The 25,032-nt window shown below is 64.0% G+C and carries 26 protein-coding genes; 9 read left to right on the plus strand and 17 right to left on the minus strand.

Features of this window, described 5'->3' with window-relative positions; genetic code table 11:
* Positions 1 to 2: 2 nt before the first annotated feature.
* The gene (locus tag QFZ40_RS20960; RefSeq protein ID WP_306906724.1) at positions 3 to 998 is read left to right on the plus strand and encodes an ABC transporter substrate-binding protein; all 996 of its coding nucleotides are present in this window, start codon (positions 3 to 5) and stop codon (positions 996 to 998) included.
* Positions 999 to 1,142: 144 nt separating this feature from the next.
* On the opposite strand, the gene QFZ40_RS20965 is transcribed toward QFZ40_RS20960, so the two are convergent.
* Complete coding sequence (locus QFZ40_RS20965) at positions 1,143 to 1,814, minus strand: FadR/GntR family transcriptional regulator (RefSeq protein WP_306906725.1); 672 nt, start codon at positions 1,812 to 1,814, stop codon at positions 1,143 to 1,145.
* A 249-nt stretch (positions 1,815 to 2,063) separates the two neighbouring features.
* On the opposite strand from QFZ40_RS20965, the gene QFZ40_RS20970 reads away from it, so the two are divergent.
* The gene (locus tag QFZ40_RS20970; RefSeq protein ID WP_306906726.1) at positions 2,064 to 3,341 is read left to right on the plus strand and encodes an alpha-L-fucosidase; all 1,278 of its coding nucleotides are present in this window, start codon (positions 2,064 to 2,066) and stop codon (positions 3,339 to 3,341) included.
* Between the two features lie 131 nt (positions 3,342 to 3,472).
* On the opposite strand, the gene QFZ40_RS20975 is transcribed toward QFZ40_RS20970, so the two are convergent.
* The 9 genes from QFZ40_RS20975 to QFZ40_RS21015 all read right to left on the minus strand — a co-directional run bounded on the left by QFZ40_RS20975 (position 3,473) and on the right by QFZ40_RS21015 (position 12,224).
* Positions 3,473 to 4,987, minus strand: a complete 1,515-nt coding sequence (locus QFZ40_RS20975) for an amino acid permease (protein ID WP_306907011.1) — start codon at positions 4,985 to 4,987, stop codon at positions 3,473 to 3,475.
* A gap of 136 nt (positions 4,988 to 5,123) precedes the next feature.
* On the minus strand, positions 5,124 to 6,572 hold the full coding sequence (locus tag QFZ40_RS20980; protein WP_306906727.1) for an aspartate ammonia-lyase: 1,449 nt from the start codon (positions 6,570 to 6,572) through the stop codon (positions 5,124 to 5,126).
* 8 nt (positions 6,573 to 6,580) lie between these two features.
* Complete coding sequence (locus QFZ40_RS20985; protein ID WP_306906728.1) at positions 6,581 to 7,678, minus strand: asparaginase; 1,098 nt, start codon at positions 7,676 to 7,678, stop codon at positions 6,581 to 6,583.
* 18 nt (positions 7,679 to 7,696) lie between these two features.
* Positions 7,697 to 8,449, minus strand: coding sequence for a FadR/GntR family transcriptional regulator (locus tag QFZ40_RS20990; RefSeq protein ID WP_373427454.1), 753 nt, complete (start codon positions 8,447 to 8,449; stop codon positions 7,697 to 7,699).
* A gap of 119 nt (positions 8,450 to 8,568) precedes the next feature.
* Entirely contained in the window at positions 8,569 to 10,416 is a 1,848-nt protein-coding gene (locus tag QFZ40_RS20995; protein ID WP_306906729.1) for a glycoside hydrolase family 15 protein, read from the minus strand.
* Positions 10,417 to 10,741: 325 nt separating this feature from the next.
* The gene (locus QFZ40_RS21000; protein WP_306906730.1) at positions 10,742 to 11,038 is read right to left on the minus strand and encodes a DUF4193 domain-containing protein; all 297 of its coding nucleotides are present in this window, start codon (positions 11,036 to 11,038) and stop codon (positions 10,742 to 10,744) included.
* 134 nt (positions 11,039 to 11,172) lie between these two features.
* Positions 11,173 to 11,337, minus strand: coding sequence for a hypothetical protein (locus tag QFZ40_RS21005; RefSeq protein ID WP_306906731.1), 165 nt, complete (start codon positions 11,335 to 11,337; stop codon positions 11,173 to 11,175).
* 214 nt (positions 11,338 to 11,551) lie between these two features.
* Positions 11,552 to 11,779 (minus strand): hypothetical protein, encoded by a 228-nt coding sequence (locus QFZ40_RS21010; RefSeq protein ID WP_306906732.1) that lies wholly within the window; start codon positions 11,777 to 11,779, stop codon positions 11,552 to 11,554.
* Complete coding sequence (locus QFZ40_RS21015; RefSeq protein WP_306906733.1) at positions 11,754 to 12,224, minus strand: Hsp20/alpha crystallin family protein; 471 nt, start codon at positions 12,222 to 12,224, stop codon at positions 11,754 to 11,756. Before QFZ40_RS21015 ends, QFZ40_RS21010 begins: the two co-directional genes overlap by 26 nt.
* A 294-nt stretch (positions 12,225 to 12,518) precedes the next feature.
* Between QFZ40_RS21015 and QFZ40_RS21020 the strand changes: the two genes are divergently transcribed.
* Positions 12,519 to 12,896 (plus strand): DUF7793 family protein, encoded by a 378-nt coding sequence (locus QFZ40_RS21020; RefSeq protein WP_306906734.1) that lies wholly within the window; start codon positions 12,519 to 12,521, stop codon positions 12,894 to 12,896.
* 210 nt (positions 12,897 to 13,106) lie between these two features.
* Here QFZ40_RS21020 and QFZ40_RS21025 read toward each other — a convergent pair whose 3' ends face one another.
* Both QFZ40_RS21025 and QFZ40_RS21030 read right to left on the minus strand, forming a co-directional pair.
* Complete coding sequence (locus QFZ40_RS21025; RefSeq protein ID WP_306906735.1) at positions 13,107 to 13,742, minus strand: histidine phosphatase family protein; 636 nt, start codon at positions 13,740 to 13,742, stop codon at positions 13,107 to 13,109.
* Positions 13,743 to 13,751: 9 nt separating this feature from the next.
* Positions 13,752 to 14,366, minus strand: a complete 615-nt coding sequence (locus QFZ40_RS21030) for a hypothetical protein (RefSeq protein ID WP_306906736.1) — start codon at positions 14,364 to 14,366, stop codon at positions 13,752 to 13,754.
* A gap of 186 nt (positions 14,367 to 14,552) precedes the next feature.
* On the opposite strand from QFZ40_RS21030, the gene QFZ40_RS21035 reads away from it, so the two are divergent.
* The 3 genes from QFZ40_RS21035 to QFZ40_RS21045 all read left to right on the plus strand — a co-directional run bounded on the left by QFZ40_RS21035 (position 14,553) and on the right by QFZ40_RS21045 (position 16,512).
* Positions 14,553 to 14,837, plus strand: coding sequence for a DUF1540 domain-containing protein (locus QFZ40_RS21035; RefSeq protein ID WP_306906737.1), 285 nt, complete (start codon positions 14,553 to 14,555; stop codon positions 14,835 to 14,837).
* A 167-nt stretch (positions 14,838 to 15,004) separates the two neighbouring features.
* Positions 15,005 to 15,271 carry a helix-turn-helix transcriptional regulator gene (locus tag QFZ40_RS21040; protein ID WP_306906738.1) on the plus strand — a complete coding sequence of 89 codons (267 nt, stop codon included), beginning with the start codon at positions 15,005 to 15,007 and terminating at the stop codon, positions 15,269 to 15,271.
* Entirely contained in the window at positions 15,268 to 16,512 is a 1,245-nt protein-coding gene (locus tag QFZ40_RS21045; RefSeq protein WP_306906739.1) for a type II toxin-antitoxin system HipA family toxin, read from the plus strand. Before QFZ40_RS21040 ends, QFZ40_RS21045 begins: the two co-directional genes overlap by 4 nt.
* A gap of 86 nt (positions 16,513 to 16,598) precedes the next feature.
* On the opposite strand, the gene QFZ40_RS21050 is transcribed toward QFZ40_RS21045, so the two are convergent.
* The gene (locus QFZ40_RS21050; protein ID WP_306906740.1) at positions 16,599 to 17,216 is read right to left on the minus strand and encodes a uracil-DNA glycosylase; all 618 of its coding nucleotides are present in this window, start codon (positions 17,214 to 17,216) and stop codon (positions 16,599 to 16,601) included.
* Positions 17,217 to 17,509: 293 nt separating this feature from the next.
* Between QFZ40_RS21050 and QFZ40_RS21055 the strand changes: the two genes are divergently transcribed.
* Positions 17,510 to 19,939 (plus strand): sensor domain-containing protein, encoded by a 2,430-nt coding sequence (locus tag QFZ40_RS21055; RefSeq protein ID WP_306906741.1) that lies wholly within the window; start codon positions 17,510 to 17,512, stop codon positions 19,937 to 19,939.
* Positions 19,940 to 20,047: 108 nt separating this feature from the next.
* Complete coding sequence (locus tag QFZ40_RS21060) at positions 20,048 to 20,482, plus strand: hypothetical protein (RefSeq protein WP_373427455.1); 435 nt, start codon at positions 20,048 to 20,050, stop codon at positions 20,480 to 20,482.
* 16 nt (positions 20,483 to 20,498) lie between these two features.
* Here the strand turns inward: QFZ40_RS21060 and QFZ40_RS21065 are convergent, their stop codons facing one another.
* Positions 20,499 to 20,882 (minus strand): RNA-binding S4 domain-containing protein, encoded by a 384-nt coding sequence (locus QFZ40_RS21065; protein WP_306906743.1) that lies wholly within the window; start codon positions 20,880 to 20,882, stop codon positions 20,499 to 20,501.
* Between the two features lie 117 nt (positions 20,883 to 20,999).
* Between QFZ40_RS21065 and QFZ40_RS21070 the strand changes: the two genes are divergently transcribed.
* Positions 21,000 to 21,899: a cytochrome c oxidase assembly protein gene (locus QFZ40_RS21070; RefSeq protein WP_306906744.1), complete on the plus strand. Its 900-nt coding sequence runs from the start codon at positions 21,000 to 21,002 to the stop codon at positions 21,897 to 21,899.
* Here the strand turns inward: QFZ40_RS21070 and QFZ40_RS21075 are convergent.
* The 3 genes from QFZ40_RS21075 to QFZ40_RS21085 form a co-directional block, all read right to left on the minus strand.
* Complete coding sequence (locus QFZ40_RS21075) at positions 21,886 to 22,995, minus strand: sulfite oxidase (RefSeq protein ID WP_306906745.1); 1,110 nt, start codon at positions 22,993 to 22,995, stop codon at positions 21,886 to 21,888. The genes QFZ40_RS21070 and QFZ40_RS21075 overlap by 14 nt on opposite strands.
* A 128-nt stretch (positions 22,996 to 23,123) precedes the next feature.
* Entirely contained in the window at positions 23,124 to 23,993 is an 870-nt protein-coding gene (locus QFZ40_RS21080; RefSeq protein WP_306906746.1) for an SDR family oxidoreductase, read from the minus strand.
* 7 nt (positions 23,994 to 24,000) lie between these two features.
* A complete protein-coding gene (locus tag QFZ40_RS21085; RefSeq protein ID WP_306906747.1) occupies positions 24,001 to 25,005 on the minus strand; it encodes an aldo/keto reductase family protein in 1,005 nt (334 codons plus the stop codon).
* Positions 25,006 to 25,032 lie beyond the last annotated feature (27 nt).

The raw sequence follows: 25,032 nt of genomic DNA on the forward strand, positions 1-25,032 counted from the left end.
CCATGAACAAGTCCAGTTTCGACCGGCGCAGTTTCCTCACCATGTCCGGCCTGGCCCTCGGCGTCATAGCAGTCGCCGGCTGCGAGGCACCCGCGGGTTCCCCCGGCGGTGCCGCCAGCGGCGGAGCGAAGCCGTACATCGCCATCGTCTCCAAAGGCTTCCAGCACCAGTTCTGGCAGGCCGTGAAGCAGGGCGCTGACAAGGCAGCCAAGGAATTCGACGTCGAAGTCACCTTCGAAGGCCCCAACACCGAAAAGGATGTGGACCAGCAGATCCAGATGCTCACGACGGCGCTGGGCAAGTCACCGTCCGCGGTGGGATTCGCCGCCCTGGACTCCAAGGCCGCCACGCCTTTGCTGGAGCAGGCCAAGAGCAAGAACATCCCGGTCATCGCCTTCGACTCCGGCGTTGACTCGGACATCCCTGTCACCACGGCCTCTACAAACAACAAGGCTGCGGCAGCAGAGGCTGCCAAGCACCTCGCCGAGCTCATCGGCGGCGCAGGTGAAATCGCCATCATCGGCCATGACCAGACCTCCAAATCCGGAACTGACCGGCGCGACGGCTTCAAGGAATACATCGAAAAGAACAACCCGAACATCAAGATCGTGGCCATCCAGTACGCCGGCGGCGATCAGCTCCTCTCAGCCGACGCAGCCAAGGCCATCGTGACTGCGAACCCCAACCTCAAGGGCATGTACGGCACCAACGAGGGGTCCGCCATCGGCATCGTCAAGGCCGTCGAGGAACTGGGACTCAAGGGGAAACTGACCATTGTCGGCTTCGACTCGGGCAAGGCCCAGATCGATGCCGTCCGGTCCGGACTGATGGCCGGAGCGGTGACCCAGAACCCCGTGGGAATCGGCTACGAAACCGTGAAGGCTGCCGTGGCCGCCATCAAGGGGGAGAAACTGGAGAAGGTCATCGACACCGGTTTCTACTGGTACGACGCAAAGAACATCGATTCGGACCAGATCAAGCCCAACCTCTACCAGTAGTCCCAGCCGGAACTGCATCAATACCTCCACAACGGCGGCCCCTCACCTTCCCGGGAGGGGCCGTCGCTGTGCCCAAGCCGGTTCGGCGCCGACTGCACTGGCCGGCCCAAAGGCCACAGGACCGCCCAAAGGCTACCGGCGTGGCTAGAGGGCTTGGCGCAACCAGGCTTCCACGCCGCTGATGTGGACGGTCACCAGTGCCCGGACGAGCTCGGCGTCACCCCGGGCCAGGGCGTCGGCAATGGCCTTGTGCTCTGACAGCGTATGTGCCACCGCCTTGTCCTGGGTCAGGCCGCGCCAGACCCGCGCCCGCACAGTGCTGCCGGAAAGTGCGTCCAGCAGACTCTCCAGGTACGCGTTGCCTGCGGCCCTGCTGATGAGCCGGTGGAATTCAAGATCGTGGGCCACCAGTTCCTCAACAGCGGTGTTCTCATCGATGCCGTCCATGGTGCTGCGGAGTTCCAGGAGTTGTTCGGGACTTATTTTGCCCGCGGCTATGAACGCCGTGGCCGGTTCCAGGATGCGCCGGACCTCGAAGAGTTCCAGGATGGACCTGTCCTGGTGAAGTTCCACCACGAAGGCCACCGCCTCGTTCAGCAGCTTTGCATCCAGGCTCGTCACATAGGTGCCGTCGCCGCGGCGCACGTCCAGGACGCGGATGAGGGCCAGTGCCTTGACCGCCTCACGCAGCGAGCTGCGGGACAGCCCCAGCCGGTCACTGAGCTCCTTCTCCGGAGGCAGGCGGTCGCCCGCTTTGAGCTCGCCGCGCAGGAGCATGTCCTTGATCTTGTCGATCGCCTCGTCTGTGACAGCCATGCGAACATCCTAGCGCCCAATCGTCGGATGTCTGGCTGCAGCACGACGCGAGCGGCCCGGGTCAGTGAGGCGCCGGAAGGGGATATTTGTTGGGGGTGACAAAACCGGAGGGAACGATGAGGTGCCGCAGGAGATCGGAGCTATCTCGCCAATATTCCCCCGTCATGCCCCGAAAGACGCCATTGACAGCCAATACATCCGATGTTTAGGCTGACAGGCGTATCCGCCTCCCCTACCAAAGGATCTTCCATGATTCACCACGCTCCCTGGTTCGAAGAAGCCCGGCTCGGCATGTTCGTCCATTGGGGTCTGTATGCGTTGCCTGCCAGGCATGAGTGGGTGATGAACCTCGAGGAACTCAACGCGGAGTACTATTCCCGCTACTTCCGGCGCTTTGATCCGGACCTTTACGATCCCCGGGAATGGGCGCGGGCGGCGAAGGATGCCGGCATGAAGTACGTCGTGCTGACAACAAAGCACCATGACGGCTTCTGCCTCTGGGACTCTGCGCTCACGGATTACAAGTCCAGGAACACCCCTGCAGGACGCGATCTGGTGCGTCCCTACGTTGATGCTTTGCGGGCGGAGGGCCTGAAGGTTGGCTTCTACCACTCCCTGATTGACTGGCACCACCCGGATTTCACCATCGACGGTGCGCATCCGCAGCGGAACTCCCCCGACGTGGCAGCCATGAACGCCGGGCGAGACATGGCTCGCTACCGGGACTACCTCCACGGCCAGGTCAGGGAGCTGCTCACGGATTACGGCCAGATCGACTATCTCTTCTTCGACTTCTCCTACTCAGAGGATGGGCCGGAGGAATTCTGGGACGGCAAAGGCCGGAAGGAGTGGGACTCAGAGGCGCTGCTCGCCATGGTGCGGGAGCTGCAGCCCGGCATCGTGGTCAACGACCGCCTGGAGATTCCCGGCGACTTCATTACCCCGGAGCAATACCAGCCGGCCGGACCCATGCTGGCGGACAACAAGCCGGTGGCGTGGGAAGCCTGCCAGACGCTAAACGGAAGCTGGGGCTATGACCGGGACAACTTCAACTTCAAGTCCGTGGACCTGCTCATCCGGATGCTTGTGGATGGTGTCTCCAAAGGCGGCAACCTGCTGCTCAACGTCGGCCCTACCGGCCGCGGCAATTTCGATCCGCGTGCCAGTGAGGCCCTCCGGGGAATCGGGGCGTGGATGCAGTTGCACGGCCGGTCCATCTACGGGGCGGGTCCGTCCGCTTTCACGCCGCCTGCGGATGCGCGGTATACCCAGCGCGGAAACCGGCTTTACGTCCACCTGTTCGCATGGCCTTTCCAGTTTGTCCACTTGCCGGGACTGGAAGGAAAGGTGGAGTACGCGCAGCTGCTGAACGACGCTTCCGAGGTCTTCCTCCAAAGGAACGATCCGCAGGCGCAGGCACACAACATGCAGCCCGGCGCCCAGCCCGCCGGCACCCTGACCGTCAAGCTGCCCGTGCAACGGCCGGACGTCGCCGTCCCCGTTCTCGAGCTTTTCCTCACTGAATAGCCAGGCAGCTTTTCCTGACAGAGGAGGCAGGCAGAGGGAGGCACCTTAAATTACGACGGCGGCACCCGGGTTCCGTGGGTACAGAACCGGGGTGCCGCCGTCGGACGCTACTTCAAGGGTTTAGCGGGGAGTTACTTTCCGTCCCTGCCCGCGCCCGGAGCCGGCCGGTTGGCCACGAGCGGGTACGGGCCGGTGAAACCGTCACGCACGGCGGCGAGTTCCAGAATGCGGTCCCGGCACAGGCGCCAGCCCAGCATCAGCGCGGGAATCACGATCACCAGTGACGCGATGGTCCACGTGCCCACAGGGGAATCGAAGGCCATCAGGATCAGCACCGCGGCCAGGAATGCGAGCGTGATCCAGCCGGTAACCGGGGAGCCTGGCATCCGGAAGGCGGGGCGCAGCAGTTCACCGCGGTTAGAGAGCTTGACCAGTTGCATCTGGCACAGGACGATCATGCCCCAGGTGCTGATGATGCCCAGCGACGCGATGTTCAGGACGATCTCGAAGGCTTCAGCCGGTACCACAGCGTTGAGCACCACGCCGAGGCAGGCCACTGCAGCTGTCAGCGCGATGCCGCCGTAGGGGACGCCAGCCTTGTTCATCCGGCCGGCGAACTTCGGTGCAGATCCGGTGACGGACATGGAGCGCATGATGCGGCCGGTGGAGTAGAGCCCGGCATTCAGTGAGGAAAGGGCTGCGGTGAGGACCACGAGGTTCATGATGGCATCCACACCCTCAACGCCGATGGAACCGAAGAACGTCACGAAGGGGCTTTCCCCGGCCTTGTAGGAGGTGTAGGGGAGCAGCAGCGACAGCAGGATCAGGGAACCGACGTAGAAGACCGCGATACGGACGATGACCGTGTTGATGGCCTTGGGCATGATCTTCTCGGGGTTTTCCGTCTCGCCGGCGGCGGTACCGATCAGCTCGATCGACGCGTAGGCGAACACCACACCCTGCATCACCACGATGGCGGGCAACAGGCCGTTCGGGAAGAGGCCGCCGTTGTCAGCGATGAGGCTGAATCCGACCTCCTGGCCTGCCACCGGTGTGCCGAAGATGACGAAGTAGATACCAACGACCAGGAAGGTGAGCAGGGCCACCACCTTGATCAGCGCGAACCAGAACTCCAGTTCACCGAAGACCTTAACCGAGATCAGGTTCAGGCCCAGCACCAGGATGAGCGCCGCCAGGGCCCACATCCACTGAGGAACATCGGCAATCGGGGCCCAGTACTTCTTGAAGAAGTTCATGTAAAGAGCGACGGCGGTGATGTCCACGATGGCGGTCATGGCCCAGTTCAGCCAGTAGAGCCAACCGGTGACGAACGCGGCCTTCTCTCCGAAGAATTCGCGGGCGTAGGAGACGAACGAGCCTGACGACGGGCGGTGCATGACCAGCTCGCCGAGGGCGCGGAGGATCATGAAAGCGAAGAAGCCGCAAACGGCGTAGCTGATGATCAGGGCCGGGCCCGCCGTGGCGAGCCGGCCGCCGGCGCCCATGAACAGGCCGGTGCCGATCGCACCGCCGATGGCGATCATCTGGACCTGGCGGGGTTTGAGGCCCTTGTGGTAACCCTCGTCCTCCCGGTGCAGGGTGGCTTCGGAGGCGTGGGCGTGCGCGGGAATGGTGTGGTCGGAAATGGGCGCTTGTTGCTGGGCGTCCACTGGGGGCTTTGTCACGGGGAGTCCTTTATCTCTTGGGTGGGGACTATCAGGTGGAGCTATTTAGTGCGGGATGGGCCCACAACTGCCGGGTTCCCTGACCGGGCTTGCGAGGTTAGGGGGCGGTTGGGGATTCTTTGGTGAGGTTTGCCAGGCGTTCGGGGCTGAGGAGTTCCTGGAGTTGGGTGTTGGTGAGGAGTCCGTGTTCGAGGACTAGTTCTGCTACGCCTTTGCCGGTGGCGAGTGCTTCCTGGGCGATGGCGGTGGCGGTGGTGTAGCCGAGGTGGGGGTTGAGGGCGGTGACCAGGCCGATGGATTGTTCCACGGTTTGGCGGAGGTGTTCGGTGTTGGCGGTGATGCCCTGGATGCAGCGGGCCGTGAGGGTGCGGCAGGCGGCTTCGAGGTGGGAGATGCTCTTGTGGAGGCTGTGGACGATGATGGGTTCGAAGGCGTTGAGTTGGAGTTGCCCGGCTTCGGCGGCCATGGTGATGGTGACGTCGTTGCCGATCACTTCGTAGGCGACCTGGGAGACGACTTCGGGGATGACCGGGTTGATTTTGCCGGGCATGATGGAGGAGCCGGATTGGACGGCGGGGAGGTTGATTTCGCCGAACCCGGCGCGCGGGCCGGAGGAGAGCAGGCGCAGGTCGTTGCAGATTTTAGAGAGTTTCACGGCGACGCGTTTGAGGACGCCGGAGAGGTGGACGAAAGCGCCGACGTCCTGGGTGGCTTCGATCAGGTCCGGTGCGGTGACCAGGGGCAGGCCGGTGATGTTGGCGAGGTGCCGGCAGGCTGTTTCGGCGTAGCCTGCGGGGGCGTTCAGGCCGGTGCCGATGGCGGTGGCGCCGAGGTTGATTTCGTGGATCAGGACTTCGGCTTCGGCGAGGCGGAGCCGGTCTTCGCCGATGGTGATGGCGTAGGTGCCGAATTCCTGGCCCAGGGTCATGGGCACGGCGTCCTGGAGCTGGGTGCGGCCCATTTTGACGACGGTGCGGAATTCGAGGGCCTTGGCGGCGCAGGCTTCTTCGAGTTCGGCCAGGGCGTTGAGGAGTTCGCGGGCGGCGAAGATGGTGCCCAGTTTCACGGCGGTGGGGTAGACGTCGTTGGTGGACTGGGAGAGGTTGACGTGGTCGTTGGGGTGCAGGCGGGTGTAGTCGCCTTTGGGGTGGCCAAGGATTTGCAGGGCGCGGTTGGCGATGACTTCGTTGGCGTTCATGTTCGAGGAGGTTCCGGCGCCGCCTTGGATGACGTCGACGACGAACTGCTCGGCGTACCGGCCGGCGATGATGTCCTGGCAGGCCTGTTCGATCGCGTCGGCGCGTTCGGCGTCCAGCAGCCCGAGTTCGCGGTTGGTGCGGGCCGCGGCGAGCTTGACCGCTGCCAGGCCGCGGACCAGGTGCATGTTGGAGGAGAGTTTCTGGCCGGTGATCGGGAAGTTTTCCACCGCGCGCAGGGTATGCACGCCCCAGTACGCTTCGGCCGGGACGTCCCGGTCACCGAGCAGGTCATGCTCGGACCGGACCCCGGTCTGGCTGGGATTTTGGGCGATTTCGGTGGTGGTCATAGGGGTCCTCACGAGGCTTCGTTGACGGGTTCGGACAGGAAATCTGTTGGCTGCAGGAGGCCGACCTGACGTCCGCCACCAAGAACGGGAGCAGTGCCGATCCCGGAAAGTGGCGAGATATCCATGCCGAGCGCCTCGAGCACCCTCACGGTGACTGGCATCCGGGCACGGTCGGCGCCGTCGGATATCTTCACGGCAATGCCGCGGCCGTCCGCCAGGCCCACCAGCTGGATTCCCTCAAAACCGTCCTTTGCGACGGCGCCCGGGAGCAGGCGCATGAACCGGGTGACGTCCCGGCCTTCCCCGGCCACCATGTCCGGGTGCCTTCGCATGGCGAGCCCGACGGCGGCTTCAGCAACAAGCGGGCAGGTCCCGGCGTCGTCGGGCTTGCCGTGGGTATTGGCCCCGGAAACTGAACCGCTGGCCGCGGCGATACGACCGAATGCGCGGGCCATGCCGCGGAGGGTCAGGGCGAAGAGCGGCGTACCGCAGCCATCCGTGCTGAGGCCCAGCAGTTCCTCGCCTGTCAGTTCCGTGACCGTGCGGCCGACGAGCTGCTGCAGCGGGTGGGCCGGATCGAGGTATCCCTTGACCGGCCAGCCGTTGATGACGCAGGTCGCCGCCATGGACGCATGCTTGCCGGAACAGTTCTGGGTCAGCTGCGTCGCGTGGCCGCCGGACCGAAGCCATTCCTCACGCTCAGCGTCGCCGTAGGGGAGGTCGGTGCTGTTCTCGAGGTCGTGAGCGGTGAGGCCATGCATTTCGAGGATCCGCAGGGCACCGTCCCGATGCCTGGCCGCTCCGGAATGGCTTGCAGCGGTCAGGGCCAGGAGTTCTGCCGGCAGCTGCAACCCGGCGCGCACCATGGCGACTGCCTGCAGCGGCTTGAGCGAGGACCGCGGGTAGAAGGGGGCCAGGGGGTCTCCTGCCGCCGCCAAAGTGGATCCGTCCGATGCGGTCGCAATGACCGATCCGTAGTGGATGCTTTCCACCAGCCCGTCGCGGCTGGCCACCGCCAGGGCGGCGTGCTGCGCGAGCGGTTCCGCGAAGGGTGTCACGGTGCCGGGGGCGGCGGTCCGGGCAGCAGGAAAGGCAGGGATTGGCATAGCGTCCTTTTAGCGGGGTTACTTGTTGAGGATTGAATCGAGTGCAGCGCCCACGGCCCGCAGGTGTTCGGCCATGGCGGCGCTGGCATCCTCTGCGGAACCTGCTTCAATTGCGGCGAGGATGTGCTGGTGTTCCAGGTCGGAGGCGTGCTGCCGGTCCGCCACCATGTTCAGGGTCTCTGACTGGTAGGCGAGCGCGCCGCGGATGTCCGCCACGACGCTGGCGAAGACTTTGTTGCCGCTGGCGCGGGCGATGGTGGCGTGGAAACTGGAGTCAAGAGCTACCCAGGATTCCGGGTCCGTTTCCGTGGACATTGCTTCGACGATGTGCCGGAGCGTCTCCAGCTCTTCCTCGGTCCGGCGCTGGGCGGCCAGGCCGGCGGCCGGTACCTCGATGTGAGGACGAGCCTCAGTCAGGTCGCGGGCGGAATACTGCCCCAGTGTGAGGTCGTTTGCCACCGTGCTGGCGACCACGAAGGTGCCCTTGCCGGTCTTGGTGACGGTGAGCCCCAGGGCAGTACAGGACCGAAGGGCTTCCCGGATGACTGAGCGGCTGACCCCGTACTGCTGGGCGAGGGAGGCCTCGGAGCTGAGCTTGCCGCCCACTGCAACCCGGCCGGACTCTATGTCTGCGCGGATCGCATTGAACACAGCCTCGGCGGCGCTAAGCCGGGCCAGGGGCTTGGCCGGTTCCGGCGCCGAGATGGTTGCGGCAGCGGGGCCGGGGGACTCTGCAGGCTGTCCTGCTGTCCTGCTGTCTGACAGGTTCACGCTTAAAATATGGCACGGGTCACACGCGGTGTCAACTGTCCGGAGGAGACTTTTAAGCCGATGCTGCCCGGTGCCATTCATTAGGGGAACCCTGACAACCGCCGTCATGGGTGGGAGGGTCAGGAGTTTGCGGCGGCTCGTCGCTGGGCTTTGAGCAGCCGCAGGCCGCTGGCCAGCACGCCCACGTGGCTGAAGGCCTGCGGGAAGTTACCCAGGAATTCCCCTGTGCCCGGATGGATCTGTTCAGGAAACAGCCCGAGAGGGTTCGCTCGCCTGCAGAGGGATTCGTAGAGATCGTGGGCCTCATCCACGCGTCCTTGACCGGCAAGGTTGTCCACCAGCCAGAAACTGCAGAGCAGGAAGGCACCCTCACCACCAGGCAGTCCGTCCGGCGATTCCCGCGGCAGGTAGCGGAACAGCAGCCCGTTGCCTGCATCCAGCTTCGCCGCAATGGCCTCAGTTGTCGCCACCATCCTGGGGTCGTTGAACGCGATGACGTTTCGGACCGGGAGGGTCAGCAGGGCAGCATCCAGGCCGCCTGTTCCGCCAAGATGCTCCGTGAAGGTGTTGCTGTCCGGGTTCCAGGACAGCCCCAGAGTGGCCTCGCGGATTTCCTTTGCCGCCGACTCCCAGCGCCTCTTCGGATAGGGCAGCTTATGTCTCCGCGCGATCTGGATGGCCCTGTCGATCGCCACGTGGCACATGGCCGCGGAATAGGTGAAGGGACGGCCTGCGCTCCGTACTTCCCAAGGGCCGCTGTCCGGAGTCCTCCAGTTGTGGATGGCGGCTTCGACGATAGGCGTCAGCGTCGTCCACAACTGGTGGTCCACGAGCTGGCCGCTGTTGGACCACTGGTAGGCGATGTCGACGATTTCCCCGTAAACATCCTGCTGCAACTGGTTGACGGCGCCGTTTCCCCACCTCACCGGAGACGACCCGCGGTAGCCGCGCAGCACGGGATCCTCCACTTCTTCCGGCGGCTGGGAGCCGTCCAGTGCGTACAGGACGTGAGGTACGCCGTCGCGCTCCACATTGGTCAGGACCCATGCCAGGAACACATCAGCATCACTGGGATCACCAATCCGGCGGAAGACATAGTTGGAGAAGGAGGCGTCCCGGACCCAGGTGTAGCGGTAGTCCCAGTTGCGAGGTGAACCTGGCCATTCCGGCAGCGAGGACGTGGCAGCAGCCATGATGGCGCCGGTCTCCGCATGATCCAGCAACTTCAGAGTGAGGGCGGAGCGCTTCATAAGATCCGCCTGGGAACCTTCGCAGTCCAGGCCCGATGCCCATTGACGCCAGCCCCTGACTGTCTGTTCGATCAGTTTCTTCGCATCCGGACGCTGGCGCAGGCGGAAACGGCCGGACCAGTGCAGGGAGACTGTGATTGTTTCGCCGGCACGCAATGTCAGTTCGGTGGAGAGCCCCCTGCCGTCCGGCCTGAGTTCAACCGATGACCACAAGTACACTTCGGAGGTTCCGTTCACGGGCCAATCGAACCTCCAGCCGCCGGCAAGCTGGTCATAGGTCGTCCCGACCTTGGGCACAAGGTTAACCCGCACCCGCACATCTCCACCCACGGCCTGCGCATGCCGGAGCAGCTCGCGGCGGCCGGCCGGAACAGGCTCCGCCAGGTTCGCCCCCGAGCGCAGGGTAAGGCAGTCAGTTACCTGGAGCATGCCGTGGTCCGAGACCAGGGAGGTGACCAGGACACACGAGTCCTCCGTGTACCGCTGCATTGAAGACCGGAGAGGAACAGGCGTGATCTCAAAGAGGCCTCCGGACTCATTGTCCAAAAGGCCTGCCAGGAAGGGGGGACTGTCGAATTCCGGTAGGCAAAGCCAGGAAATTCCGCCGTCGCGGCCTGCCAGGGCGCAGGTAGAACCGTCGCCGATGAGACCGTGATCCTCGATGGGTAGGTACCCGTCGAGGCGCTCCACCGGACGCGGGCTCGCCGCAGCAAACATGCCTGCTGGTTCCTTAGGATTTTTGTTTCTCGCTGGTACTTAAATTATCCCGCTGTGCCCGCCGGGATGTTGCATTCCAGGAAATTTTTCAGGATCGCCCTGAGTCCGCTGCCGCGGCTTTCTTCACCAGGCGCTGATCCGTGCCTCATCGGCGGAGGTGAGCTTCTTCAGAGCGAAAGCTGTCGGCCACATGGTGCCGTCGTCGAGGTTCGCCGCGTCGTTGAAGCCGAACGTCGCGTAGCGTGTCTTGAACTAATTCGAGCTTTGGAAGAAGCAGAACTGCTCGATCCTGTCATTGAAGAACCCGCCTTAGCCCTCGCACGCCTTAGCCCTCGCACTCCGTGCAGAACTTCCTGCCGTCCTTTTCACGGGCGAGCTGGCTGCGGTGGTGGACCAGGAAACAGGACATGCACGTGAATTCGTCGGATTGGACCGGGACCAGCTGGACCAGCAGTTCCTCGCTTGAGAGATCTGCCCCGGGCAGCACGAAGCTGTCAGCGAGATCGGCCTCGTCCATGTCGATGCTGGCCCCTGGCACGGTCTTCTCAGTCTTGAGTCCGTCCAGGGTTTCGGTCGACTCATCCTCGGGCATCAGGCGCGGAGCGTCATAGTCGATGGACATCGCGGTTCCTTCCTTGGGTTTCGTGTGCGAAGGTTCGCTGGAACATTACTCCAACCGGACACTCGCGGAAGATATTCCCGCTGCCCGGGCCGCGTCCACTCCGGCCGCACACCAGACGCTGGCGGGGCAACGGGTCATGCCTCCGCGTCGCCGTTCCTGTTCCGTCGAGTGCTCCCGATAGTGCGTTCGGCAGCGTCAAAAACGACGTCCCGAAGATTGCGGGTGCGGACCATGATGGCTCTTTGACGGTCCGCGCCGGTTCCGTCGGCGAGGATCTCTGCGACGGCTTCTTCCACCACGGCCAGGTCCCCGCATTCGGCCAGGACCGGGGGGATTGGCAGGCAGTGCGATCAGAATGGGAAGCCAGATCCGGAGACCAGCAGGAACTCCTCTTCCACACTGAAGCTTCGCACAACGCCAGTCTGCCCCATGCCCAGGGCTTCGCTAACGCTTCACTTACGCTTCAACGACAGGAGCGAATGAGGCAAATATCCGTCAACCCCTACCGCTGAATCAGCGGTAGGGGTTGCCCTCCCGGCCTCCGGCGCGGCGATGATCGTAGCCCTGCTCCCATGCGCGTGCAACGGCGGAGACCAGATCCGCAAGCAGCGGATAGTAGGGGTGGTCGGGCCCGATGAAAATCATCTCTTCCTGCGCCTTTTCGACGACGGCGCGGATCTCGTTTTCCGTGTCCGTCCCTCCGCTCTTGTGGTGCTTATGCCGTGCCCGCGGTGGTTCCACTGCCGCCTCTGTCGCCTCCGCCTGCGGCGGGTGTGCCTTGCCGGTTGACCGGGATCTTCCGGGACTGGTTTCCTGACTCCTCGGGCACGGGGACGCGTACTTCAAGGACCCCGTCGGTGTAGGAGGCCCTGATGTCCTTCTCATCCACCATGCTCGGGAGGCTGATGGTGCGGGAGAAGGTGCCGTACCGGAACTCGGAGCGGTATCCCCGCTTGTCCTTGTGCTCGGACTTTTCCTCGTGCCTGACGTCAATGCGCAGTTCGTTGCCGGCCAGCGTAATGTCAACATCCTTGTCAGGATCGATGCCGGGGACTTCGGCCTTGACGACCATCGTGCCGGCGTCGCGGTATTCCTCGACCCTCAGCCACGATCCGGTGTCCCCTTCAAGCAAGCGGCGGAAGGGTTCTGTGATGTCAGCGCCCGCCCAGCGCATCAGGTTGCTCATGGCTCCTCCAATCTGCTGCCGGCCCTGCAGCAGCCGACGCTCGGGCAGGGCCGGGTCGGATTCCGACACCAATAAAATACGCCCGCCAGGCCCGGTTGTTAAGGCCTCCCGGGGTTCCGCGGGTCCTTCGGCATGGCAGCAGTTCAAGGTGTGAAGTGGCGCAGCGGACGCCGAAAAAAGGCGGGCCTGACGGGCTCAGGGACTTTCGGGTTTGTTAGCGCGCACTTGCTAAGATTTGGCACGTGGACAGGTCTGAGATCCACGGAGACCCACGCGAAGAACGGAATGCGCCCAGTGGAACCCACTCATATCGACGGCGGGAAAGCCATCCTGGAACTCCGTGAGGACGGCGTGATCCATTTGAAATGGCAGCCCGGGGTTAGCCTTGGCGCGGCCGATGTTTTCAATGCCATGGCGAGCGTCAATGACATCTGCGCCGGATTGCCGCATCCGCTGCTGGTGGAAATGTCCGATACCGAAACGGTCAGTCACAGCGCACGTGCAGCTTTCTCCACGCCGTGCGACGCCTCACGGATCGCACTGCTCGGCTCCAATCCTGTTGACCGCGTGATAGCCAACTTTCGCGGCACCGAAACGTATCCGTGTCCAACCCGCTTCTTCCTTGACCGGACAGAGGCCATCAGGTGGCTACTTCAGGATCCCGTTTCCTGACTTGCACCCCGAGTCCGCAGAGCTCCCGTGTTCCGGGAAGGAAATGCCTGCCGGACCCTGTTACTGGCAAGTAGTGGAGGCTGGCGAAAATGAGTATCTGTTACTCGTGCCCGGAATGGTTTTGGGGAGTTCAATTGAGGTCAGGGTCGGCGACAATCAAGCCTTCTGAGACCGAGGCTTACCCCCAGTTGCCGCCGGCCCGTCCAACTCTCACTCAAGATGTCCGACGTCGTTGAGGGACATCACCTGCCTGTCATGGAAAAAATCGTCCTCCCGAAGATGCGTGATGCTGCCAGGCGACACCTTGAACTTCACGTAGCCGGCTTCTTCGAGCGGAAGCCCGATCCAGGCTGCAATGAGATAGGTCGCCGTGCCGCCATGCGTAACCACGACTACATCCTGCGCCCCGCACATGAGGATCCGCTCAAGAGCCGCATACGCGCGGCCCGCCAACTCGAGCCTTGATTCAGAACCGTCTATTCCATCTCGATGCCGCATCCTGTCCCCCAGCGCGGGCGGGGGCACAAAAGGAGTCGAACCCGCCGGTGTGGCCTCGGCAGCTCCATAGGACTGCTCCCGAAGGTCTGCGTCGATGAGCATGTCCACGCTCAGGCTTTCAGCAATTGGTTCTGCCGTTTGCCGCGTCCGGAGGAGATCTGAGCAGAAGAGCAACGGGCTGCGACCGGCCGGTATCCGCTCGCTCAACGCCGTGGCGACGCGTCGGGAACTCGCCATGCCCCGAGGGGTGAGTGATGAGTCATGCCAGCCACCGACGAGGTTCTCCACGTGGTGGGTTGCTTCCGGGTGGGTGACTATGTACACGTTCTGCAAGGCATACCTCTTCATCTGCCGGGCCTAGAGTTCCTTGAGCCAAGGGTGGTTTGGATGCGCAACGAGGATAGCTGCGCGGAGCCACCGACGGTCGGAGTCATTAAGCAGGGGCAGGCAGGCCCGAAAATCCTCTTGGTCCTGTGCCCTGAGACCTGGGGCCTTGTGCAGCAACTGGATCTCCGGACGCAGATAGTTGATCCCGTCGCGGTTCCACACTATATCCGCGGTCCTGCGGCGTATCCGGGCATCCCGCTTGTAGGTCCACATAGACATCGTGGCATCCATGAGAAGGACGTCGTACTCCCATGGGTCTGCGGCACTTTCCCGCAACCAGAGATTCCCGCACGTGGAAGAAATTGCTTCGTCAGCCTCTCCAATGAGTGGCCGGAGCGTTCCCTTGTCGGCGGCCCAGACGTCGAACCGCGACGTGAGGTGCCGCCGCAGGAGGGCGACTTCAGAGCGCAGGATGCTGGGATCCAGGTCGCCATGGGGCCGGGGTTTTCCGGTGAAGGCTTCGATCGCCCAACCGCCGGCAATCCACCAGAATCCGGGGTATCCCTTGAAAAGCTCAACCGCGTCAGCCGGCGTTCGGTGCCGCCAGCGCCCGTACAGGCGGACGGCCTCATCGTGATCAAGCATGCTATGAGTCTAAGGCGGGCCCGGCTGACGGCACTCGTCACCTAAGAGGTTCCCTGAGGCGAAAAGCTGTCTCTCATTCCGGCGAATTACGACACACAATTGGGTCTTTTTGATCGGCCCGGGCTGGCCTACCGTGAACACAGGTTGCGGCCCGTCCCGGGCGGCTGGAAGACGGAGGATTTTCCCATGACAACGCATGTCGCAGACTGCAGCGTGACCAATTGCTCCTTCAACGATCACTCGGAATGCAATGCCGCGGCCATCACTGTCGGCGGTACCGAAGACCACGCCACATGCGCCACCTTCATCGACACCGGAACCCACGGGGGCCTGATGAAGGTGCTGGCTGGCGTCGGCGCCTGCCAGCGCTCGGAGTGCGTACACAACGACCATTTGATGTGCGGCGCCCCTGAGGTGCACGTCGGCCCTGGTGCTGACAACGCCGACTGCCTCACGTACGCGCACACGTAAAAGGCCGGCGTTCCGCCCGCGCCAGGCCTCCAAGCGGAACTGGCCATGGACGTTTGAAGGACCGTGAAATAGGTACCTTCGTTCCGATCTGCCTCTGGCTTGCCACTTTTCCTTGGCGTAGACTCAGGATGAACGGCAGAGCGGCACGATCGTACCTATGAGGAGCAATGGCGGAGAAGATCACGGACCAGCTGGCGGCAGAGGTTCGTGCCCGCCGGATGGCCCTGGGACTCACCCAGCAGGACCTGGCCGCCATGGCCGCCGTCTCCGAACGCTTCGTCCGGTTCGTTGAGCAGGGCAAGCCTAGTATTCAGCTGGACTCGCTGACTGCGGTACTTGAAACCCTGGGTCTTGAGCTCAGCCTGGGCACCAGGACCAGCAAGGCCGCCAAGGCTCTCACCAACCCGTCCATCGGTAAGGACGCCCCGGCGTGAGACACCGGATCGCCGATGTCTACAAGGCCGGCGTCCTGGCCGCCCGGCTCGAAAGGCACGATGGCGGCACACGGTTCACCTACCTGCCGGCTTACCTCGCGTCGGGGCGGCCTGCCGTCGCCAGTTCCCTGCCGCTGAGTACGGAACCTGTGCTTGCCGCGGCAGGGGCCGCGCCGCCTTACTTTACCGGGCTCCTGCCTGAGGGGCGCCGGCTTAACTCCCTGCGGCGTTCGGTGAAGGCGAGCGCTGACGATGATCTTTCGTTGTTGATCGCGGCAGGCGGCAATCCGGTCGGCGATGTGCAGATCGTGGGTCATGGCGAACCGCTGGACCCGGACGAGCATGCTGTTGAGCTGGATCCGAAGCAGGCCGTGGACTTCGACCAGCTGCTGGGGGATCCGGACCTGATCGATCCCGTTGCCCTGGCGGGCGTGCAGGACAAGCTCTCGGCGGGGATGATTTCCCTTCCTGTGGCCAGCGCAGGCAAGCGGTTCATCCTCAAACTCAACGCCCCGGAGTTCCCGCACGTCGTGGAGAACGAACTGGTCATGTTCCGGTATGCGGCCAGGCTGCGGATCCCGCTGAGCAAGGTCCGGCTGATCCGCGACGTCGCCGGCAGGCCGGGCCTGCTGGTGGAGCGCTTCGATCGCGTGCCGGTCGCGGGAAGCGGCCCTGATGAAGTGCGGCGCCTGGCCGTGGAGGACGGCGCGCAGGTGCTCAGGCTGTACCCGGCGGACAAATACAACGTGGGGTACGCGCAGGTCTGCCGTGCCCTGGCCGAGTACTGCTCGGCGCCCCTTCCGGCTCTGCGCAACCTCGCGATCCAGGCGGCGTTCGCTTGGCTGAGCGGCAACGGGGACCTGCATGCCAAGAATGTCTCCATGATCCAGCAGCCGCACGGAGAGTGGTCCGTCGCCCCGGTGTATGACATCCCCTCGACCGTCGTCTACGGCGACAGGACGCTTGCCCTGACCCTGGCCGGGAAGCGCAGCGGGATCTCCCGGCGGCATTTTCTGGGCTGGGCTTCTGAGCTGGGACTCACCGGGCGTGCGGCGGTGCAGGTAGTGGAGGCGGCCCTGAAAGCGTCCGGCCCGCTGATCGCGGACCTGCAAAAGGGCACCGCTTTCGCTGGTGCCATGGCGCCCGGAGAGGACGACGGCGGCTCGCCTTTTCCGGACCTGGTCACCAGGGCGTGGGTCAAGGAGCTGAAGCACAGGAGGAGGCTGCTGGAAGGCGGATGAACAGGAGGTGACGTGCACTCTCGGCCGGGTGCCGGCGTCGTCCGCTCCGCCGCTTGAAAGCGGTTGGAGAAACGCGGTTGGAGAACCTAGAGGTGCTGGATGCCTGCGCGCTGCATGGCGTCTTTGTAGATCTCGACGCTCTTGGCCAGGAGGTCCTCCTGCTTGGCTTCAGAGACGGCGAAGGCCCGGCCGCCGAGAGCGCTGGCCTTGTAGATCTTGATGCCGCTGTTCTTCAGTGAGGAGTGGTAGGTCTTCTCGAAGAGGGCGAGAAACGTGGAGGCGTCAGTCCCGTGCGCGATGATTGCGGAGACGCGCCGGTTGATCTTCAGGAACTGGCGGAAGGGGCGCAGCCCGTCAGTCTTTTCCTGGACATTAAGTGCCGACGGGAGCTCAGGGTCACGGATCCACGGGTAGGCGTTCCACGGCATCACGTAGCGGGGGTCGAGTTCGGCGAGTTCGTAGATCTGGGTGGCCCTGCGGGCTGACTCATCGTCGTTGTAATGGGAGATGAAACCGGATTCAGTGCCTTTGCCGGGGCTGATCTGGAGGCTGACGATCCGGCATTCGTCCTCGTCATGCACGGGATCGATGTAGGGGACGATGGACCCTGGCTTCTTTTCCATCAGTTCATCGCAGAGCTGCGTTACCGCCGCGATGTTTGGTTCCTGTAGCAGGGCCTTTTTTTCGTCCCAGTCAATCGTCACGATCTCTCCCTCAGCAGCACGGCGTCCAGAATCAGGCGTCTTATGCCACTCTACGCTTTCGGGCGTTGCAGCGCGCGGACGAGTTTGCTTCCCGGATGCTTGTGGAACGAGCCCGGGCGTCCGGAAAGCGGCGCCTGATGCCTTGCAAAAACAAGAGCCTGATGATGTACTTCGGGCACAGCCACCAGACTGCCGGGGCTGCATCCTGGCAGGGTCGGGCTGGGTATGCAATGCGACTGTCGGGCGAACACGTCGGAGGGGTCATGGCTGGGGAGCACCATGATGATCTTGTCATGCAGTCGCTGTTGCTGGATGAGATCGGTCAATCGGTGATCGGCCTTGATGATGCGTGGCAGATTACCTACTGGAACCGTGCTTCCGAGCGACTGTATGGGTTCAGCTCCACAGAAGTACTCGGATTGAAGATTACCGAACTGGGCATCATCGATTCGCATGACGGGCCCGGGCAGGGAGCGACAGGCCAGGAGATTGTGGACCGCCTCGCCCGGGGCCGGGACTGGGCCGGGGAATACTGGGTACGGCACCGGACAGGGCGGGAGTTTCCTGTCCACGCTACGCTGAGCCGGATCCGGGGCAGGCACACCGTGCCCGTTGCTGTAGTGGCCATTTCCAAGGACATCACGGACCGGAAGCACAGCGAGGCGATCCTGCGCCGGCTCTCCGCCATGGTTGAGTCCTCCGGAGATGCCATCATCGGGGCCGATCTGACCGGCACGATTACGAGCTGGAACGCCGGGGCTGAGAGGATGTTCGGCTGGAGCGCCCGGGAGGCCGTCGGCCGGAACTACAGCCTTCTGACTACGCGCGAGGACGCAAACCTGGGCGATATGGTGGCAAGCCGGATGGAAAGCGGGACATTCGTCAGGGGACTTGAGACGAGGTGGCGGGCCAAGGACGGGACCTACCTTGACGTTGACCTGACAGTGTCGCCGGTGTACGGCCAGGATGGATCGCAGATCGGGGCATCGGCCATTGCCCGGGACATTACGGAGATCCAGCGGCTCAAAGCTGCGGCCACCGCAGAACGCGAGCGACTCCTGGCCGCACAGGAAATGGCACATGTCGGAAGCGTGGAGTATGACGTTTCCACCGGGGAAAGGTGGCATTCCGAAGAGTTTGCGCGGATCTTCGGGCTGGGGCCGGATGAGCGGACCTCCCGGCAATCAATCCTGGAGCTCACCCATCCGGAGGACAGGGACCATGTCCGGCAGGAATGGAAGAATCTGGATGATGGCCACGGATTTGCGGATTTCGAGTACCGCATCATCAGGGCTGACGGCAGGCATCGCTGGCTGCATTCCCGAATTCGCACCATGAACGGCGCAGACGGAAAACCCCTTCGGTTCCTGGATACGGTGCTGGACATTACGGAACGCAAGAAAGCCGAAAAGGTCCTGGAATGGCAGGCCCGCCACGACGCCCTGACCCGCCTGCCGAACAGATACATGCTGACGGAAGTGCTTCAGGGCCTCCTCGACCAGTCGGCCCGTCCGGTGGTGATGTTCGTCGACGTCGACCGGTTCAAGCTGGTCAACGACGGTATTGGCCACGAAGCCGGAGACACCATCCTGGTGCTTCTCGCGGAACGGCTGAGGAATGCCGTCCGGCTCGGTGACATGGTGGGCCGCTTCGGAGGCGATGAATTCGTCGTGGTGGGCGAAAACCTGACGATGCGTGGAGCGAAGGCTATCGCCGGCCGGATCAAGGCGGCGACGCGGAACCCCTTCGAGGTCGACGGACGCCAAATCTACCTCAACGTCAGTGTGGGAATTGCCGTGGCGGGGCCCGACGATACGGCTGAATCCATGCTGCGCGGGGCCGACGCCGCCATGTACCGGGCCAAATCGGCAGGCGGCGATTCCTCGGCCGTCTACGAAGTGCAGATGACCGGTCAGGCCGCCGGGCGACTCGATCTCGAATCCGATCTGAGGCTCGCCCTTCAACGCCGGGAGTTACTGCTGGAGTACCAGCCGATCGTTGACCTCCGCAGCGAGGTCACAGTCGGTTTCGAGGCACTGCTGAGATGGCATCACCCCGAACATGGCCCAATCATGCCTGACGTCTTCATCCCTATCGCCGAAGAGACAGGACTGATCCTTCCAATCGGCACCTGGGTGCTGCAGGAAGCGCTGGGGCAAGTGGAGCAGTGGCGCAGACATCTCCCGGAAGCCGCCAACGTCTACGCGGCAGTGAACATCTCCGGACGCCAGTTCGTGGCAAGGGACTTTCCTGACGTCGTCGACGCCGCAGTGCGCTCCGCAGGGATCGATCCCGCCGCAGTCAACCTGGAGATCACCGAAACGGTACTGATGGATCAGCCGGGCCTGCCCAAAGAGACCCTTCAGCGGCTGATCCAGCTTGGGGTGGGCCTGTCGATCGACGACTTCGGGACAGGATACTCGTCGTTGAGCTACCTGAAGTGGCTATCAGCCAGAACGCTGAAAATCGACCGTACCTTCGTAGAGGAACTGGGCAGGGGTCCCCACGGCGCCTCCATCATCGAACTCGTTCTTGGCATGGCGGACAACCTAAGCCTCAATGTCGTCGCTGAAGGCGTCGAAACCCTCGACCAGGTCAACGAACTCCGCAGGCTGGGAGTCCGAAGCGCCCAGGGCTACTTCTGGAGCAAATCGATGCCGTCAGACCGCGTACCCGACTGGCTGGATACGCTCCCGCCCGGCAGCCGCCGTAGGCTGGCTTAGGTAGCCCCGACATCGCCCCCTTCATAAGGAAATCCATTGCCGCTCACGAGGACAACGCTCAAAGAAGGCGGATTTTCAGGATTCCGGACCCTCGGCAGCGTTGAGATCATGAGGATCCCGCAAGGCACAGGCCTCTTCGCCGTGCTGCGCCCGGACGGGTTCGAGCCGCGGTTCCTGAAGAAGAGCGCCGCCGGTATTTTCAAGAAGAAGGACCCGTCGCTGCCAGAGCCCGCCCTGGCCGCTGAGTGGGTCGATAGCGCCGACATCCTCTACCTCGGCAAGGCGGGGCCCGGGAGCAAAGGCAACCGCGGGCTCCGGCGGCAGATCCAGGAGTTCCTGGACTTCGGAAAGGGAAAGCCTCCGGGCCACTGGGACGGCAGGCTGGTCTGGCAGCTTGCCAATCCAGAGGCACTGGTCATCGCCTGGAAGGAACTCCCGGCAGCAGAACTGAACACGTCTGAGGCCAGGTACCACCAGGAGTTCGTCGAAGCCTACGGCAGGCTGCCGTTCGCAAACCTGGTGCAGGCGCGGGCCCGGAACTAAACCGGTCCGCCCTCACTCAGGCCGGGCCCCGCAGCCGCTCCATCTCGCGGCGGTCCTTCTTGGTCGGGCGACCGGCCCCGCGGTCCCGCTGCGGGAGGCCCAAAGCCGGTGCGATAGGCCGCGGCGGCGTGTGGTCCGTGAAGCAGTGCGAGGCAGCCTCCGCGCCAACGCGCTTGGCGATCAGCCGGCGGACTTCCAGGATCCTGTCGTACCCCGGCTGCCGGACGGTCACGGTATCGCCCGTGACCACGGTGGCCGATGCCTTGGCAGGATTGCCGTTGAGCCGGACATGGCCGGCACGGCACGCGGCCGTGGACGCGGAACGGGTCTTGTACGCCCGGACTGCCCAGAGCCACGCGTCAATGCGGACGCTGGCGGGGGACGATGGAAGGCTGGTCATGGCTGGCACTGAGTATACGGTGTCAGGACTTCAATCCGGGCGGCGGAAGCCTCTCCGCTAAAGCGCGGTCGGCCACTTCCGGGGCGTTCTCCAAGGAAGTTCCCCTACCCTAGACCAGTGCCCCCACTCCACGTTCTCGTTACCGCCTGGCAGATCGACTGGACCGCCCTGGTGATAACCGGTGCCGGCGCAGTGCTCTACGGGCTCGGCCTCAGGGCAGCAGCCGCTAAAGGCCGGCGGTGGCCGCTATGGCGGACCCTGGCGTTCTACCTCCTCGGCCTCGGATCCCTGCTGGTCCTCACGTGCGGCTTTCCGGGTGCCTACAGTGCGCAGCTGCGGTGGGCATTCACCCTGAAGAGTTCACTGCTGCTCTTCGTGGTGCCGCTGCTGATTGGACTGGGGAAGCCCATCACACTGGCCCGCGCGGCACTACCGCCCGGTGGCATTGCGCGGCTGAACGCCGTGCTGTCCCACCGCCTGGTGCGGTTCCTGAGCAATTCGATGGCTGCCCCGCTGCTCGGACTTGCCCTCTTCTCCACCTTCCTCACCCCGCTGTTCTACGCTCTTCGGGCCAATCCGCTGGCTGAAGCCCTGGTCACCCTCGCGGTGCCGCTGCTGGGCCTGCTGATGGCACTCCCGATCATCGAGGAAGCAGACTTCCAGCGTTCCAGTGCCTTCATCACGCTGGAATTCGTCTTCGTCTTCATCGAGCTGCTGATCGATGCGGTCCCCGGGATCCTGCTGCGGCTCAACGGCCAGGTACTTGACCACGTCCTGGCCGCCGGCTCGCAGCCGGCCTGGTTCCCGGACCCCCTCCGGGACCAGCAGCTGGCAGGGGACCTGCTATGGTTCATCTGCGAGATCGTGGATCTGCCCCTGATCATCCTGATGTTCATGCGGTTCGCGCGGAGCGACAAACGCGAGGCACGTGGCTTCGATGACCTCACTGACCAGCAGCTCGATCAACTTAATGCGGAGCACCTCCGGCGCGGCTCCGGGCGTGTCACTCCACCGTGACGCTGACCCGCTGCACCATGTTGTTGCCCAGCCCCTGGTAGTTCCAGTTCTGTTCCAGCGGCTGGGAGGCACCAGTGGAGTCCGTGGCACGGCAGGCCAGCTCGTGCTCGCCCGGATCTGCCACCCACGGCAGCGTCCACTTGCACCAGGCAAACGGGCCCGGAGGCTTTTCCAGGTGGGCAGGCACCCATTCGCCGTCGATTCCCACCTCTACGCCGCTCACCGCACCCGCGCCGGACCACGCCCTGCCCTGAAGCATCACAGGCCCGCGCGCCAGGAACCGTTTGCGGGTGAAAAAGTCCGGAATGCCCGGCGGAACCATCAGGGAACGGATCCTGATCCGCGAAACCGGGGTGCCGGCGTCGTCCGCCTTGTCCTGGTACCTGTAGGCCACCTGCTGCTGGTATCCCTTGAACGGGGCCGTCACCACCTCGATGGATTGCAGCCACTTGACGCTTGTCATGCCGTACCAGCCGGGAACCACGAGGCGGAGCGGATAGCCATGCTGCGGCGGCAGCTCACTGCCGTTCATCCGGTAGGCAAGCACGACGTCGGGCCGCATCGCCTCGCGGATCGGCAGGCTCCGCGCGTACCGATGCCGGACGCCGCCCTGGATTCCGGCGTCGGCGCCGGTGAAGACGACTTCAACCGCTTCGGACAGCACGCCGGCCTTCGCCAGGAGATAGGCAAGCGGCACACCTGTCCACTCCGCAGTGCCGACGGCTTCAAGGACCCATGGCTGGCTGAGCGGCCGGGGCCTGAGCAGTGAACGGCCGTTGCCGGCGCACTCCAGGGTGACGGGGACGGTGATGGCAGGGTCCTTCTTCAGCGCGGCCAGGCTCAGCTCCAGCGACCGTTCCACCGCGCCGCTGATCCGCAGGTGCCAGGAGGCCGCGTCCGTGTCGGGGATGTCGAAATGCGTCAGGACGTAATGCAATCCGGGGGGCGTGATGTCACGGCGGAGTGCTTCGAGCGGCATCGAATGGTTCCGCGCCGCCAGCTGGAGTTCCTGCGCCGTCAGGGGGCCGGAAGTGGGCTCTCCCGTGTTTGAAGCGGGACGCATGGTGCGACGGGTCCTGTAGATCTGCTTGGTCATGGCGGTGCGATCCTGTTCAGCGAGCTGGCTGGGTTGCCCTCCTCACAGGTTTACGCCGGGGCCAGGTGTCCGTCAACGCTTTCGTTATGCTTCCGCCGTATGCGCCAAATCCGTCCTCTCCGGGGCGCTCAGAGCTGCGGGCGCTCGAGGAACTCCGCCAGGCTGAGCGGCTGCCGGCCGGTCAGGGTCCGCACGTCCGGGGATAGCCCGGCCATTTCGCCTGCAGCCATGGCCGTGTACGTGCTCACCCAGGCTTCCACCTGCCAAGGCGGTGCTCCGAAACGGGCCCTGGAGGCGTGGGCCTCGTCGAGCGTTTCCGGGTGGTAGGTGATGGTCCGCCCGGTCCCTGCAGTGAGCAGTTCCGCCGCCCTGGCCAGGGTGATTTCCTCCGGTCCGGTGAGGCTGTAGGTGGTCCCGACATGCAGCGCCGGATCCCTGAGTACCGTCACGGCCGAGCGGGCGATGTCCTCCCGGGCAACGGCTGACACGAGCCCGTCGGCGGCGGGACCGCGGATCACGCCGTCTTCTCCGGCCAGGAGCGGCAGGAAGTCCAGGTAGAAGTTGTCCCGGAGGAATGTGTAGCTCATCCCGGACGCCTTGATCCGCTCCTCCGTTGCGTAGTGATCCCGGGCCAGGGTGAAGGTGGCATCCGGGGATGCTCCGTAAAAGGAGGTGTAGACAACGTTCTGCACCCCGGCCGCAGCCGCGGAATCAATGAAGCTGAAGTGCTGTTCGAGCCGGTCCTCGGCCTCCGCCGCGGAAACCATGAATAGCGTCTTGACCCCCTCAAGCACCCGGGCTGCGAGGTCCCGGTCCTCATAGCTGAACACCAACGGAACCGCACCATTCAGTTCGGGTGCCCGGCCTGCATCACGCACCAGCAGCCGCTGGGCCGAGCCCGCTGCGGCAAGCTCCCGCGCCACCATTCCGCCCAGGCCTCCGGTGGAACCGGTGACTGCAAGGTCCGGCAGGGATGAGACGTCCGGCAGGTGTGTCATTGTGCTCCTAGGCTTCGCGGGCTGGAGGCGACTTGGTCAGGGCGGGGTCCCGTTCAGCGAGGGAGCCGATGGCGTCGTCGATGCTCTTCATGACCCCGGGCTCAAGCTTCACGCCCGCCGCCGCTACACTGTCCGCGAGCTGTTCCGGCCTGGAAGCGCCAACAATGGCAGAGGCCACATTGGGGTTCTGCAGGACCCAGGCCACGGCAAGCTGCGTCATGGACAGGCCCGCTTCCTCGGCGACCGGCTTGAGCTTCTGGACGCCTGTGAGGACGTCGTCGCGCATCCACCGCTGGATCATCCTGGCGCCGCCCTTCTCGTCCGTGGCGCGGCTGCCGTCAGGAGCCGGCTGGCCAGGCAGGTATTTTCCGCTCAGGACGCCTTGCCCGATGGGGGACCAGACTATCTGGGAGATCCCCAGCTCTTCCGACGCGGGAACAACCTCGGCCTCGATGACCCGCCACAGCATGTTGTACTGGGGCTGGTTGGAGATCAGCTGGAAGCCCAGTTCCTTGGAGAGGGCGTGGCCGGCGCGCATCTGCTCTGCCGTCCATTCACTGACGCCGATGTACAGCGCCTTGCCCTGCCGGACGATGTCCGCGAACGCTTGCATGGTCTCTTCCAGCGGTGTCTCAAAGTCGTAGCGGTGGGCCTGGTAGAGGTCCACGTAGTCCGTCTGCAGCCTGCTAAGTGAACCGTTGATCGACTCCATGATGTGCTTGCGGGACAGCCCGACGTCGTTCTTGCCCTTGGGTCCGGTGGGACCGAAAACCTTGGTGAAGATTTCCAGCGACTCGCGGCGTTCGCCCTTCAGCGCCTCGCCGAGGACGGTCTCCGCCGCGGTGTTGGCATAAACGTCGGCCGTGTCAAAAGTGCTGATGCCGGCGTCGAGCGCTGCCCTCACACACTGGGTGGCGACGTCGTTCTCCACCTGGGAGCCGTGGGTCAGCCAGTTGCCAAAGGTGATTTCCGAGACTTTGAAGCCACTGTTTCCGAGGTATCTGTATTCCATGGGTTTCACGCTAGCCGAGATGGTTGC

This window comes from Arthrobacter pascens, assembly GCF_030816475.1.
GTDB lineage: Bacteria > Actinomycetota > Actinomycetes > Actinomycetales > Micrococcaceae > Arthrobacter > Arthrobacter pascens_B.